This is a genomic window from Ferrimicrobium sp. (assembly GCF_027364955.1).
Taxonomy (GTDB): Bacteria; Actinomycetota; Acidimicrobiia; order Acidimicrobiales; family Acidimicrobiaceae; genus Ferrimicrobium.
In genome coordinates this window covers 1-14,333 of sequence record NZ_DAHXOI010000017.1, presented here as the reverse complement: position 1 = coordinate 14,333, position 14,333 = coordinate 1, and the positions used below count along the sequence as shown (strand labels likewise).

The following is a 14,333-nucleotide window of genomic DNA, read 5'->3' as shown; positions in this document are numbered from 1 at the left end:
GAGCGTGGAACAATCCGCAAGCAATGAGGTTGAGGCTGCTGGTCGATTTCGTATCTATTTGGGGGCGATGGCGGGGGTGGGGAAGACCTGCGCCATGTTGGACGAGGGATGGCGACGGATGCAGCGCGGGGCCGATGTGGTGATCGGGTTGGTTGAGACCCATGGGCGGGTCCACACCCAGGAACTGATCCGCGAGATACCCGTGATTCCCCAACGGGTGGTGACCTACCAAGGGCGTCAATTCATGGAGATGGATACCGCAGCGGTTGTGGCTCGTCATCCTGATGTGGTGCTGGTCGATGAGCTCGCTCACACAAATATTCCAGGATCCGGACCACACGAAAAGCGCTATGAGGACGTGCTCGATCTGTTGAATGCGGGAATCGATGTCATTGCAACGCTGAACGTGCAACATATCGAGAGTATCGCTGGTGCGGTCGAGGAGATGCTCGGGGTCCGCATCTCCGAACGGGTACCGGACTGGGTGGTACGCCAAGCCGATCAGCTCGAGCTGATCGACTCCTCCCCGCAGCAGCTGCGGCGGCGAATGCTTCACGGCAACATCTACCCCGAGTCGAAGATCCAGTCGGCACTTGACAACTTCTTCACCACACAGAATCTGACCGCCTTGCGAGAGTTGGCCTTGCGTTTTGTGGCTGACGAAGCGGACGAAGATCTGCTCTTGTCGTTCGCAAACCGACAGGGTCGGAGAGTTTTTGAGACGAGAGAGCGTTACTTGGTGGGATTGAGCCTCTCGCCGGAGACCCCACGAGTTCTTCGCCGGGCGGCGAGGATGGCGGCGCGCTCTAAGGCGGACCTGCGCTCGTTGTTGATCATGCCCGACACCGACATATCGGAGTCGGCCTCCAGAGAGATCGAGGCGCTCAGGAAGTTGAGCCATGATCTTGGGGTTGTCTTCTTGGAGAAGTACGGCATCAAGGTGGCCGATGTCATGGTTGAGACCGCGCTCGAGCATCAGATCACCCAGATTGTCATCGGTGCCTCAAAGCGTTCTCGACGCGATGAACTGTTGAAGGGGTCTATCGTCAATCAGGTCCTTCGCAAGGTCGGTCCGATGGGCATTGATGTCCATGTGATCGGGATCCGCGACTACGACCCAGGACTCGCTGAGATTGACGACAACTAGGCGAGGTCGCCTAGTTGTCGTCCGTGGGTCACGCATTGCTTGCTGCCTGATTCCACCCACCGTGACGCGAGCCAGCTAGCGCCCTTCGATCGCCGCGAGTGCACGATTCAGGCTCAGGACGTTCACGTAGCCATCGCCAAAGATGCCGTATTCAGGCCCGGTGGTCTGCGCGTCGATGAGCTGGCGTAGACGGCTTGCTGAGATGCCAGTCGATCGTTGGATCATTGGGATCTGAACAAGAGCGCTCTTTTGGGAGATGTCGGGGTCGACCTCGCTTCCCGACGTGGTGACCAGTTCTTGGGTGGGGTCGACACCTTGGGCATGCCAGAACGCCACGAGTGCTTTGGTGTTGTCGAGCAGTTGCTTGGAGCGAGGGCCAAGATTGGTGCCTCCCGTCTCGGTGTCATTGTCGAGATCTGGCCGACCGTGAAACCAACGGTCTCCAGTCCAATGCTGGCCTATCTCGGTGGAGCCGTACGGGGTGAGTGAACCTTTTGCCCGGGCGGGAAAGAGGACGTTGGCCAGCCCAGTCTCAACGAGTGGATAGGCAAGACCGAGGATGATGGCGAAGAAGAGGGCAAGAACGATTGAGCGGCGGATTTGAGTAAGCATTAGTACAACCTCGTGACCGTGAGAAGAATATCGATGAGTTTGATGCCGATGAAGGGGAGGATCACTCCACCCACTCCATAGATGAATACGTTTCTTCGTATGATCTCTCCGGCAGCGGCGGGTCGAAACTTCACCCCCCGCAGCGCGAGTGGGATCAGGACGATGATGATCAGCGCGTTAAAGATCACTGCCGAGAGGATCGCGGTGATCGGGGAGTGAAGGTGCATGACGTTGAGCACCTTCAACTGTGGATAGGCCGCAATGAAGAGTGCGGGGATAATGGCGAAGTACTTCGCAAGGTCATTGGCGATCGAGAAGGTGGTGAGCGCCCCTCGGGTGATGAGGAGTTGCTTACCAACCTCGACGATCTCGATCAGTTTGGTGGGACTTGAATCGAGATCGACCATGTTGCCTGCCTCCTTGGCAGCGACCGTTCCTGAGTTCATCGCAACCCCGACATCTGCCTGGGCGAGCGCCGGGGCATCGTTGGTGCCGTCACCGGTCATCGCAACGAGTTTGCCCCCCTCCTGCTCCTCCTTGATGAGTTCGAGTTTGCGCTCTGGTGTCGCCTCAGCGAGGTAGTCATCGACACCCGCCTCTGAGGCGATCGCGGCGGCAGTAAGAGGGTTATCGCCGGTGATCATCACGGTACGAATGCCCATCTTACGCAACTGGGCGAAGCGTTCTTTGATACCGGGCTTGACGACGTCCTTGAGTTCGACAACACCGAGCACTCTTTTGTTCTCAGCTACCACCAGCGGCGTAGAGCCAGCGTTGGCGATCTCCTTGGTGAGATCGTCAACTTCAGCGGGAACCTCTCCGCCCTGGTCAATCACCCACCGTTTAACTGCTTCGGTCGCCCCTTTGCGAATCTGGGTGTCATTGATGTTCACGCCAGACATTCGGGTGGTAGCTGAGAAGGGAACGAACTCGTAATCGGTACCGACTTCGTTGTCACGGATACCGTACTCGTTTTTCGCCAGCACCACGATCGAACGACCCTCGGGTGTCTCATCGGCCATCGAGGCGAGCCGAGCCACTCGAGCCATCTCCTCATCGGAGGTGCCGCCGACGCCGACAAAGCGCGACGCCATTCGGTTGCCAAAGGTGATCGTTCCGGTCTTGTCGAGCAAAAGGGTCGAGACGTCGCCGGCGGCCTCAACGGCTCGGCCAGACATGGCCAGCACGTTTTTTTGAACCATTCGGTCCATTCCGGCGATCCCGATCGCCGAGAGGAGGGCGCCGATCGTCGTCGGGATGAGACAGACGAGGAGAGCGACAAGGGTGACGATCGCGATCCCCGTGTGCGAGAAGTGGGCGAAGTACTCCAAGCTCACCACCACGGGAACAAAGATCACCGTCAACGCGATCAGGAGAATGGAGAGCGCTACCTCGTTGGGCGTCTTTTTGCGGTTCGCACCCTCGACCAGTGAGATCATTCGATCGAGGAAGGAGTTGCCCGGTGTCGCGGTGATCTTGATCACGATGCGATCCGAAAGCACCATGGTGCCACCCGTCACCGACGACCGATCACCCCCAGCCTCGCGGATGACCGGTGCTGACTCTCCTGTGATAGCGGACTCGTCGACGGAGGCAACGCCGTCGACGATCTCTCCATCGGAGGGGATGACGTCGTTGGCTTCGCAGACGACGAGGTCCCCGGTCTGGAGTTGATTCGCGGCCACGACCTCCTCGGATCCATCGGAGTTAAGCCTCCGTGCCTCAGTCTCGGTTCGGGTTCGACGAAGGGTGTCGGCCTGGGCCTTGCCGCGGCCCTCAGCCATTGCCTCTGCAAAGTTGGCAAACAGCACGGTAAAGGCGAGGACGATCGTGACCATCCACGAAAAGAGTGAGGTGTGGACAATCGATGCGACGAGAGTCACCACGGTCCCGAGGTAGACCACGAACATGACAGGATTGCGTACCTGGACCCGGGGGTCGAGTTTGACGAATGACGCCTTGATGGCGGTGCTGAGGATATCGCGGTCAAAGAGCGACTTCGACCCCGCGACACCCTTGGTTCGAACGCTGGTAGCCATTTAGAAAAACCTCCCATGTGAGACGGCTTCCGCAATGGGTCCAAGCGCCACTGCCGGAAAGAAATTAAGAGCACCAACCAGTAAAATCACTCCGACCAGGAGACCGGTGAACATTGGGGTAGCAGTCAAGAACGTGCCGGCGGTTACTGGGACCTCCTCTTTGGCGGCCAAGGAGCCAGCGAGCGCCATCACGGGTATGATCACGCCAAATCTTCCAATCAGCATGGCGATGGCACCGGTGATGTTGAAGTAGGCGGTGTTGCTTGAGAGACCGGCGAAGGCCGAGCCATTGTTGTTGCCCTGTGAGGTGAAGGCATAAAGGATCTCGGAGAATCCATGAGGTCCGTGGTTCAAGATGGCAGTTCGTCCATCAGGGAGGGCAACGGTGATCGCTGTCAGGACTAGTACGGTGATGGGCATCACCAGCACCCCAATCGATGCCCAGATGATCTCGGTTTTCTGGATCTTCTTCCGCACATACTCCGGTGTTCTCCCCACCATCAGGCCGGCGATGAAGACGGTGAGGATAGCGAAGATCAAGATGGTGTAGATACCGCTACCGATACCTCCGGGGGAGACCTCGCCGTACATCATGCCAGCCAGCATGCCAAGGCCGCCGATCGGCGTGTAGGAATCAGCGGAGGAGTTGACTGATCCGGTCGATGTCTGTGTTGATGTCACGTTAAAGAGCACCGAATTGTCGACTCCAAAGCGCGATTCTTTGCCGACCATATTGCCGCGGGTGCTGGTGATGCCGGCTGCGTGGATGGCGGGATTGCCACCATTCTCGGCAGCGAGTGTGAAGGCGAAGGTACCGGCGAAGAGGATAATCATCGCCATGAGCACCGCCACACCCTCCTTGATGTTGCCGACCATCTTGCCAAAAGTGTACGTTAGGGCAACGGGGACGCAGAGGATCAGAACGATCTCCAGGAAATTCGTGAATCCGGTCGGGTTCTCAAAGGGGTGTGCAGCGTTGGCGTTGAAGAAACCACCGCCGTTGGTACCGAGTTGCTTGATCACCTCTTGGGAGGCCACCGGTCCTCGAAGGATGGTTTGGTGAACACCGTTCAAGACATCATGGATGTGCGCTGGGCCAAGGAGCGTCTGGGGAGCTCCTTGCCAGACGAAGACGAGCGTCATGACGATCGAGATTGGGAGAAGAACGTAGAACACTCCACGAATGGTGTCGATCCAGAAGTTGCCAAGGGTACTCGATCGCTTGCGAGAAAAGCCGCGGATCACCGCGATCGCGACGGCAAGACCAACGGCGGCCGAGACGAAGTTTTGTGTCGCCAGGGCGACCATCTGCGAGAGATACGACATTGTTGTCCCACCGGCGTAGTTTTGCCAGTCGGTGTTGGTGATAAACGACACCGCTGTGTTGAAGGCGAGTGCTGGTGTCACGTCACCAAGATGCTCAGGGTTCAGCGGGAGATGTCCCTGGAGAGCCAGCAGTAGGTAGGTGATCACCAAGGAGACGAGAGAGAAGACGAGCAAGGACCGGAGATACCGACGCCAGCTCTGCTCCGCGCCCGGTTGGATCCCGAGGAGACGAAGGAGGGGTAACTCGATCCAGTCCAGAAAGTGGACTCGCCCAGTGAACACCGCCGTCAGATATGAGCCCAGATATCGCCAGATCAGGCCGAGCACGACCAGCAGAACAATGACTTCGATTACAAACGCCATGCAGACTCCCAGTTCCAGAACACGGGCTCATCCTATGGCCGCGCACTGGTCCGGCTTGGAGATTGCCCCCAACGTTGAGAGTCTGTTGACACGGCACAAGAGAGGTATCAAGAACTGTTGACACGGTTTGCCTGAAACGCTGACGGGGTGTGCAGGAGTGACACTTTGAGCATCGGACCCCGATTGTTGAGGTGCATGCCTGGCGAGAATGGATTCGGGCTTACCTTCATCGGGATCTATGCCTGAGTTCTCGGGGTGGGCTGTAGAGTCGTTCCAGGACTATTACCGATATAGCCGCAATTCGCGTTAACACATATCGAGGAGCCGGTTGAGTCAATTTGAAATTGAAGACTTCCCAGAGGTTCTCCAACAGGCGCAACGGGGAGATGAAGTAGCTTTTCGGGTTATCTATCGGACCTATCACCCTGGTCTGCTGCGATTCTTGCGGGGTCGCCTTGGAGGTGATGCCGAAGACGTCGCTGCCGAGGTCTGGATCTCAGTTACCAAAGGATTGTCCAAGTTTGTTGGTGACGAGCTCGCCTTTCGTGCCTGGATCTTTGCCACCGCGCGACGCCGTACGATCGACCTCTACCGACGCCGGGCTGTTCGACCCCAAATCGCACGGGATGCAGATGTGCACGAATTGTCAGAGGTTGCTCCACCTGAGCAATTGGAGATCGACGAGGCAGTCGCTGCGCTGGTGGAGGGGCTTAATGACGAGCAAGCCGAGATCGTGCTATTAAGGGTGCTCGGAGGATTTAGCGCGAAGGAGGTGGGCGACCTCTTGGGTAAGAGCGAGGCATCGGTACGCGTCGCGCAACACCGAGCGCTCGCAAAACTCGCTGAAAATCTGAAGGATAAGGCGTAACGTACGCAGTCTTCACTGCGTTTAATTTGGCAAGGTAAGGAGTACAAGAGCGTTGGATCCGGACGAGATCGAAGACATTTTGGGCGGTCATGGCGCCACGAGTTCTAATGGCCATCTCGCACGGCTTGTCCGCGCCGCTCAAGCTCCAGCGACTATCCACGAGTTGGCCGCCGAGGATGTGGCTGTTGCCGCGTTCCGACGATCGGTGGTGGTTGGGTCAGCACAACAGCGACGAGCGTTCTCACGTTTTACCCCGCTCAAGGTAGCAGCCGCGGCAGCCGCGTTCGTGGTGGTGGGAGGCGGATTCACTGCCGCGTTGACGCACGCGTTTACGCATCCAGCAGCGACTACCAAGCCGTCGGCTACACAAGCAACGCAATCTAAGGCACAAGTGAGTCCCTCGCGCCAACAGGTCGCTCCGTCGAAGAAGGACAACGGTCAAAACAGTAAGAAGACACCATCTGGGTCGGAACATTCAACAAAGGTGGCGGAGTCTGGTCAGACCAAGAACCAAGACAAGCAAAACGGCCAGGGACAGGGCAAGCAAAACGGCCAGGGACAGGGCACGCTTGTCGCGCCAGGCCAGGTGGGAAGCGTGATACCTGCGAGTTATCACGGTCTGTGTCTGTCGTACAGCAAGGCGATCAGTGAACGACAAAGTTCCTCTGCTGTGACAACAAAAGTGTCGAAGTTACAGTCGTCCAAGCAGTTTCTACGATTGGCAGAGAGTGCACTGAATCGTGGATTGACCGTCCCTGAGTTTTGTTCAACGATTCTCGGGACAAAGCTACCAAGCCCGAGTGTCCCGGGGTTTGGTTTGAATCCCACCTCTTCTTCGGGTAATGGCAATGCTTCGGGGTCATATTCCAATACGGGAGACCAACCCACCGGAGCGGGATCGGGTTCTTCTGGCTCTGGACAGAGCAGTGGTGGAGGCGGAATCGTTTCCGCAGGCGTGCCAGCGCGGCTCCCGTAGTCCAGTGGAGATCACAATCTCGGTTCCAGGAGATAAACCGGCGGACGCCGACCCTTGCGGCTGTTAAAGTGGATGTTTCTGGGGCTATAGCTCAGTTGGTTAGAGCGCAGCACTGATAATGCTGAGGTCCCTGGTTCGAGTCCAGGTAGCCCCACTCGCTTGCCAGAGCTGTGTTTGCGGGCGCGGTGTTGCGAACGCCACAACCCTTTTTTGGTTGCAGCCATGCATAATGCGTACTCGTGAGAGACCGGTAGGAGTTGGATCGCGAAGCTCATCCAAGATCGGGGTAGGGCTTGCGGGCTACGGTGGCCCAGGCTCGCGGATGGCTTTGAACTGCTTGCTGGCCATATTGGTGTTGACATCGTCGAGCACCTTCGACCCCAGTCATCTTCTGACTCCATGGTCTCTCCTTCGTGATGCCCGCGCTGCTGTCCTAGTCGAGATCGCTTGTGTGATGAACGGCGATTAGACCAGTCCGAGAGGATTGCAGCTCTGGAGTCGGTGGTGCTCTGCGGGGATCAGAGATCCGCAATGCAGCGCGAATCGTCCTCCATCCGAGCCAAAAGGAAAATACTAAGGACCGCTGGTTGGAGCCGGAACAGTGGCGATCCTCTGAAGCCTATTACCTAGATGTTGACAAAGGGTACCATCGGCTGAATGCTCGAGCCCGCCAAGAAAGTGCTGGTCGCTTTCGCGCCCCTCTGATGAGCAACGGATTCGTTTTATCCGTGAGTCAAAACGAACTCGTCACTCTCGCGACATGCGCGGCATGACGAGGCGTCGATGGCAATCAGTTAACTGGCACTTGCGGTGGGGGATGAGCTGGTAGTCGATTCGTGCTCAAAGAGTACCGGCGTCTCATCCGACGCGTCTTCGAGCGAACGTCCGCGTGGCTCAGGGAGTGCAACGATGGTGAGCAGAACCCCGACAACAGACACGCCAGCCATGATTCCCATGACGCCACTGATCCCCACCGATTGGAGCAGATGCGGAACGAGTAGCGCACCAAGGAAACCACCAAACTTCCCCATTCCTGCCGAGATGCCGTCGCCAGTGCCACGTATTGACGTTGGGAAGACTTCAGCTGGGTAGACAAAAGTAGTGACGTTTGGACCGAACTCGGTAAAGAAATAGCTGATCGCAAAGAGTGGTAGGAAAATTGCCACTGAACTCGCACCGTCCGGGATCAACCAGATCAGGGCGAAGGCCGCGGCCATGACGGCAAACCCTTGCCACTGAATACGCCGTCGACCAATTCGATCCATCAAGAAGACCGCCAGCCAGTAGCCAGGGAAGGCGGCCACTGCGAAGATCAGGAGAGAGAGCAATGTGTGGGAGAGCAACGACCCCTTCGGCTGGAGCAATTTCAAAATCAATGGCGAAGAGACTGAGTTGCCGTAGAAGGCGATGTCGAGCAAGAACCAACCACCCGCGGTCCCTATGAGCCTGAGCAAGAAGGGCTTCTGGGTCAGTTTGGCAATCGGGCGAGGGCGCATTTTCGCGCTGGTGGCACTTTGTTCATCCGGTGTGACGGAGGCATGTTCACCTGTGACCCATTCGACGGTTTGCGCCGTCGCAGCGATATCGCCCTTGATCCCCAGGGTATAACGGGGGGTCTCGCGGATCTTGCGGCGAAGGTAGATTACCGAGGCGGCCGGAATCGCTCCGATGGCGAGCATGATTCGCCAGGAAAGATCAGAGGGAACACCACTGCTGAGGAAAATGGTGGCGATTGCTGGGCCCGCAACAAGGCCAAGAGCTTGCATTGAGAAGACGGTGCCGATCAGCTTGCCTCGAGATTGACGGTTCGAATATTCGGAGGTGATGACCGCAGAGGTCGCGTAGTCTCCACCAACGCCATATCCAACGATGATTCGAAAAATCAGCAGGGAAGTGAAGTTCCAAGCGAAAGCGCTCAGGATCGCGCCAACGACCAAAATGGCTACCTCGACCCCGTACATGCGCTTTCGACCGAGTTTGTCCATCAATCGGCCGAAGGTGAGCGCACCGGCCACCGATGCCAGGAGCGATATGGAGTTCAACAACGAGATCTGGTCGGTGTTGAGGTGAAAGATTGGTGTGAGCAGGACTGTCACTGTACCGATGATGAAGAGATCATACGCGTCGGTGAAGAACCCCATCCCCGAGGTGAACACCGTCACCCAATGCTTACGTCCAACCTTCGCCTCGTCGAGCGAGTGATAGAGGTTGCTAATCGACGCCTCTGAATCTTCCATTGTCGGGACCCTCCTGACCGCGAAGGTAATGCACTCTTCGACTCTCAAGCTAGCAACCGATTGCGAGCATAAAGAAAACAAAAGGTTGCGCGTAGGTAATGGAACTGTGAACGAAAGGTAAACAAAACGCTTGGGAGGAAGGAGGGTTCGTTGGGAGGTTGGTGCCTACGATGCGGGATCTTCACGAGGATTCCAGACTGGTGATCTGGAGCAGTAGTGGGCGTTGTGCGCGGTTGATCGGTTGAAGAGGCTTTGATTGGCGAGGAGTACGGCCCCAGTCTGTCTCAACAGGAGTATCCCGGTTCTCGCCGAACACTTCCTGTCCATGGCGTTCATGACCATCTGGTTCGAGCCCTCGGGCTCGTTTTTGCGGGTAGCTCAATCCTGACTCACCTGCACCAGGTTATGGTTGGCGCAGAACCCGGAGCATGCTCACTTCGCACATGCCATCCATCTCATCACATCGCTCACCGGTGTCAACAAATCCATGTCGCTCATAGAGCGCTATGGCTGCCCTGTTCATCTCGCGGACGTAGAGACGCACCTGGGCGAGATCACGTTCGCTCGCCCAGCGCAACACCTCACCAATCAGCCGATCACCAACTCCTCGACCCCGAAATTCGGGAGCGACCCATAGGGACACCAGTTCCGTTTCGCGATCGGTCGGCGTCGTTGTTGCCACCATCCCAGCGGGTTGGTGGTCGAAGAGACAGATCAGCGAGAGAGCCGAGTTACGCAAGCGGTCGCGCCACCGCGACTCTTGATCGTATTTCCCACTCCATTGTTCGAGGGTAGATCCAAAGGCGTAGGGCGCATCGGCAAGGGCCTGTAGACGAAGAGACCGCCACAGTTGCCACTCCGCCTCGGTCACGATGGAAATTGAAATCTTCTCGATGGCCCTGTCTTCCATTGGTACAGAGCCTAGCTGGGTAGGAAATTCGCGTCTTTTGGTGCGCTAGCTGGGATCAACGAGCCTTCAAGTAATCGAGACCTACCTGTCTCGCGAGTTGATGCGCGTTCTGATATGGCGCGGTGATATCACCAAGGTAGCGGCGATCAACCTTGGCAACTGAGGTGTAGTTGGTGTCACAGACGTTTGCTAACGGAGACTCAACGAGCTGTGAGACCAGCTGGTAGGAGTCCATCCGTCCTATCCCACAAAGGGATGCGACCCAGTCCACCATCTCCACCTGAGCAATCCTGAAGGCATCCTCTAGCGGACGTGCTGATCCGGTGGTCATCAGGTACTTGGCAGACTCTAATTTGGGCCAAGGCGTAGGAGTGCCTTTGATGAGGTCAAGATAGACGACGGTGTTCATCGCGCATTCAACCGCTACGCCACAACTTTCTCCCTCGCCTTGCCGCGCGTGTCCGTCACCGAGAGAAAAGAGCGCTCCCTCGACGTTGACACCGAAGTAGCAGGTGACCCCGGCACGTAGTTCGGGAGTGTCCATATTGCCGCCGTGTGCATCAGGCACCAACGCAGAGCGTACCTCGAGATTCGCTGGCGCAACGCCTACGGTGCCGTGCATGGGATCCATTGGGAGTTCGACTGAGAATTCACCAACATCAGAACGAAATCGGCATTGTCGGGTTTGTCGATCAAGTTCCCAGATCCAGACGATTTCGGGGAGTGGGTCCTGTAGCGTTGCCGTGAGGTGGGTCGAGGTGAGCGCACCGAAGAGCGGGACGGTAGTGGAAACCGCCCAATCTCGGGCTGGTTCGATCTCGATGAAGTGGGCTACGACTGTATCACCAACCTCGGCGCCCTTGAGGTAAAAAGGTCCAGTCTGTGGATTGAGGAACGGGAACTCACAAACCTCCGAGACAAGGTCAGTTTTGGCTCGAACTTTGCCAGCAAAGCAATCCTCGGTAAAGACCTCCAAGATCGTTCCCGGGTCGATCTCCATAACGGGGTCTCGACCCCCAAACGTCCAGCAAAGCTGTTCTTCAGTAGGAGTGAAGGTGATAACAGGGTTCTTCATGATGGTGCTCCAGACTCATCGACAATCTCTTCGAGGAAGACTTCGGAGATGCGGTTCACTGCACCCGGAGAGGCTGATCGAAGACGAAGAAATACTATCACACCAAGAATCAGCCAGACTGCGACGATGGGTCCGGCATAGGATGCGGGTGCGGTGAGAGGGGAGATGAACGAGAATGCCGCGATTCCAGCCCCTGCGAGAAGAGCAGGGAACAGAAAGGCGATGGCAAGCAAAGGCACGAGACCGTGGGAGAAGAAATTGAAGCGATCCTCGGAGATTGACCTCGCGAAGTAAACCATTGAGGAGAGATTCATCAGGATGTAAACCGCGACGACAACAATCGTGATAAGGGTGCCATCGAGAGCAAATCCGTTCTCTGGTCCGAAGGCTAGCCCTAGAAGCAGCGTTGCTGCTGCCGAGACGATGATCTGCGAGTAGACAGCGAACTGAGGAACCTTGGTTTTGGCATGAACCTTGCCAAGCACACCAGGGAAAACTCCTATTCGTCCCAAGGCGAAAGCCATGCGAGTAGAGACCGAAGTACCAGCATTTGCATTCCCAATGGTCGAATTAATGATTGCCAAGAAGATCAAGATCCAGAAGAGGCCATAGAAGTCTCGGCTCAGGCCAATCCAGGACGCCGCCCCGGCGCCAGCGAAAGAGCTAAAACGAGCTGGACCATAGGCGACAGAGGCTGCATAGGTGGTGAAGACATAGATTAAGCCAATCGCCAAGGTTGATCCGAGGATCGCGAAGCGGATCGTACGTTTAGGATCCTTCGCCTCTTCTGCGAGCGGTGCGGCTGCTTCGAACCCTGCGAAAGCGAGGAGGCTGTAGACCGAGCCAGCAAAGACACCCGAGATCCCGTGGAACCCCTTCGGGGTGTATTTGGTAGTGAAGACGGAGAGTGTGTTGTGCGAGCCAGCGTGCACCACGAAGAGGATGCCCGCTGCGAGAAAGATGACAATCTCGATGCTCCCAAGGATCGTGCCTGTTTTCGCCGAGGTCGTGATGCCTAGGAGTGCGAGAGCACCGACGAGGGCGATGCCGACGAGTGACCATGGCCACCAAAGGCTGCTTGGATAACCGAACTCAGAATTGAAGGTACCGGCGATGGTGAAACCGAGCTGCAGAAAGAGGAGAGCCGGGACTAACGCATAGACAAATACGTATCCCCAACCGACGAAAAACCCAACGATTGGATGGAGAGCCCGCGAGGCGTAGGTCGCGAATGAGCCGGCTGATGGAATTCGGGAAGCGAGCTCACTGATGGAGTAGGCGGTCAGCAGGCTACCGATGAGCGCAACGATCACCGCCAGCGTGAGTGCGCCGCCGGCAAATCCTGCTCCTGCGGGAATCGATGCTGCAATTGCTGCCCCTGGGGCCATTGCGGTGATACTTTGGAAGAGTACCTCGCGCCGTCCAATCGCACCCGCTTTTAGCCGACCAGAATCTGATGTTGCTGACATTTGCCCCCCTTGGCTTCACAGTGACCAATGTTGGGTCGATACTATCTGAACTAGAAGGCACTAGAGGCAGATTTTATGAAAAGTTTATTACAGATGAGTCTCTTTACGTTTCTGTTTCAAGGCGCCACTGGCGGTATCCAAGTACGACAGTCGAGGAGGAGTGCTGAGCGACAACGATTCATTCGATCTAAGCGGCTAAGATCAGTCGGCACTTTCTGAGAGACGGTTAGACTCTTGAGGTCAACTCAAATCATCATGCTCGGATTGAGGGGGCGTAGCTCAGCTGGAAGAGCGCCTGCTTTGCACGCAGGAGGTCAGGGGTTCGAGTCCCCTCGTCTCCACCAAGGGCCGTTTGTGAAACTGCCCCATCCATGTTTGTGAAACTCCCCAGAGTGACCTTCAGTAGGCAAAATCTCCTCCATGAAGGCTTAAGTTCCATGATTGCGATGAGTTGGCGTGAAACTCTGGCCTAAAAACAAGAAAGTCCCTCGCCGAGGGCGTGATCGGTGAGGGACTTGTCGTTGTCGAGACTTACGGGGAAGACGAGCTATGTTTTCGGCGGAGTTTCCTTGATAGTGATCACATCACTCAGGCGGTCGCGCCGACGTGGCTTTCGGCTCCGAGGTGTTGGATCGACCTTGGTCTCTTGGGCTTCGATGAAACTCATAATCTTTCGGATGTTTGATGCTGCCACGATGAGGGTGGTAAACAGGAACTGATTGGTGAATCCTGCTGCCCGCCTTCGTCCGGGATCGCCGAGTGCCCCATGATCTGAGTCCTTTACGTACCCATTGAAGCCCTCGATGGTGTTGCGGGCAGATGCATAGAGCTGGTGCCACTCTTGACTTCCATAGAGAAGCTTCTGGGCGTACTTGGCCCCAGCTGTGGGCTTAAAGGTGACTGAGGTCTTATTCGTACAGATGATATCGGGGTGTTCGGGTGGGTTCACAATGTTAGGGAGACCGGCGGTTGATTTGCGTTCGGCAATCTTGAGCGGACACGTGAGTGTCGCGGAAGGACCAGCTGCCGGGCACATCATCTGAACATACCCGTCAACGTCAGGTCTTCCCTTGGGGCGCAAGCGATACGCCCTGCGTGCCTCGATCCTCGCTTGATAGGTGTCATCGTCTATTGTCTCTGCTCGATGGTCTTTGGTTGCGTCGACGAGCACCTTGTAGCTATTCTCGTACCCTGGACCACGGTTTCGCGCAACCTTGGACCACTCGTTCGCGTAACTTTGGACCACTGTTTCGCGTTACTTTGGACCACAGTATCGTCTAACTCTGGACCACTCGTTCGCGTCACTTTGGA

General features: G+C 56.7%; 11 protein-coding genes and 2 tRNA genes. 5 read left to right on the top strand and 8 right to left on the bottom strand.

What is annotated here, in order from left to right; genetic code table 11:
* Positions 1-4 precede the first annotated feature (4 nt).
* Positions 5-1,147: a universal stress protein gene (locus tag M7Q83_RS10430; protein WP_298338285.1), complete on the top strand. Its 1,143-nt coding sequence runs from the start codon at positions 5-7 to the stop codon at positions 1,145-1,147.
* Positions 1,148-1,222: 75 nt separating this feature from the next.
* Here M7Q83_RS10430 and M7Q83_RS10425 read toward each other — a convergent pair whose 3' ends face one another.
* The 3 genes from M7Q83_RS10425 to kdpA are packed head-to-tail and all read right to left on the bottom strand — an operon-like array spanning position 1,223 to position 5,487.
* Complete coding sequence (locus M7Q83_RS10425) at positions 1,223-1,759, bottom strand: potassium-transporting ATPase subunit C (RefSeq protein ID WP_298338283.1); 537 nt, start codon at positions 1,757-1,759, stop codon at positions 1,223-1,225.
* Positions 1,759-3,798: a potassium-transporting ATPase subunit KdpB gene (gene kdpB / locus M7Q83_RS10420; protein ID WP_298338281.1), complete on the bottom strand. Its 2,040-nt coding sequence runs from the start codon at positions 3,796-3,798 to the stop codon at positions 1,759-1,761. Before kdpB ends, M7Q83_RS10425 begins: the two co-directional genes overlap by 1 nt.
* A complete protein-coding gene (kdpA, locus tag M7Q83_RS10415; RefSeq protein WP_298338279.1) occupies positions 3,799-5,487 on the bottom strand; it encodes a potassium-transporting ATPase subunit KdpA in 1,689 nt (562 codons plus the stop codon).
* 328 nt (positions 5,488-5,815) lie between these two features.
* Between kdpA and M7Q83_RS10410 the strand changes: the two genes are divergently transcribed.
* The 3 genes from M7Q83_RS10410 (at position 5,816) to M7Q83_RS10400 (ending at position 7,485) form a co-directional block, all read left to right on the top strand.
* Positions 5,816-6,355 (top strand): RNA polymerase sigma factor, encoded by a 540-nt coding sequence (locus M7Q83_RS10410; RefSeq protein ID WP_298338277.1) that lies wholly within the window; start codon positions 5,816-5,818, stop codon positions 6,353-6,355.
* 52 nt (positions 6,356-6,407) lie between these two features.
* Positions 6,408-7,331: a hypothetical protein gene (locus tag M7Q83_RS10405; protein ID WP_298338275.1), complete on the top strand. Its 924-nt coding sequence runs from the start codon at positions 6,408-6,410 to the stop codon at positions 7,329-7,331.
* A gap of 80 nt (positions 7,332-7,411) precedes the next feature.
* Positions 7,412-7,485 (top strand) — tRNA-Ile (locus M7Q83_RS10400).
* A 640-nt stretch (positions 7,486-8,125) separates the two neighbouring features.
* Here the strand turns inward: M7Q83_RS10400 and M7Q83_RS10395 are convergent.
* From M7Q83_RS10395 to M7Q83_RS10380, 4 genes are all read right to left on the bottom strand, one after another.
* Positions 8,126-9,568 (bottom strand): MFS transporter, encoded by a 1,443-nt coding sequence (locus M7Q83_RS10395; protein ID WP_298338273.1) that lies wholly within the window; start codon positions 9,566-9,568, stop codon positions 8,126-8,128.
* A 403-nt stretch (positions 9,569-9,971) separates the two neighbouring features.
* Complete coding sequence (locus M7Q83_RS10390) at positions 9,972-10,478, bottom strand: GNAT family N-acetyltransferase (RefSeq protein ID WP_298338271.1); 507 nt, start codon at positions 10,476-10,478, stop codon at positions 9,972-9,974.
* Between the two features lie 55 nt (positions 10,479-10,533).
* Complete coding sequence (locus M7Q83_RS10385; RefSeq protein WP_298338269.1) at positions 10,534-11,553, bottom strand: acetamidase/formamidase family protein; 1,020 nt, start codon at positions 11,551-11,553, stop codon at positions 10,534-10,536.
* Complete coding sequence (locus tag M7Q83_RS10380; RefSeq protein ID WP_298338267.1) at positions 11,550-13,022, bottom strand: APC family permease; 1,473 nt, start codon at positions 13,020-13,022, stop codon at positions 11,550-11,552. The genes M7Q83_RS10385 and M7Q83_RS10380 overlap by 4 nt, the downstream gene beginning before the upstream one ends.
* Positions 13,023-13,290: 268 nt before the next feature.
* On the opposite strand from M7Q83_RS10380, the gene M7Q83_RS10375 reads away from it, so the two are divergent.
* Positions 13,291-13,366: transfer RNA gene (locus tag M7Q83_RS10375), tRNA-Ala, on the top strand.
* 203 nt (positions 13,367-13,569) lie between these two features.
* Here the strand turns inward: M7Q83_RS10375 and M7Q83_RS10370 are convergent.
* Positions 13,570-14,268, bottom strand: coding sequence for a hypothetical protein (locus M7Q83_RS10370; RefSeq protein ID WP_298338265.1), 699 nt, complete (start codon positions 14,266-14,268; stop codon positions 13,570-13,572).
* Between the last annotated feature and the right edge of the window lie 65 nt (positions 14,269-14,333).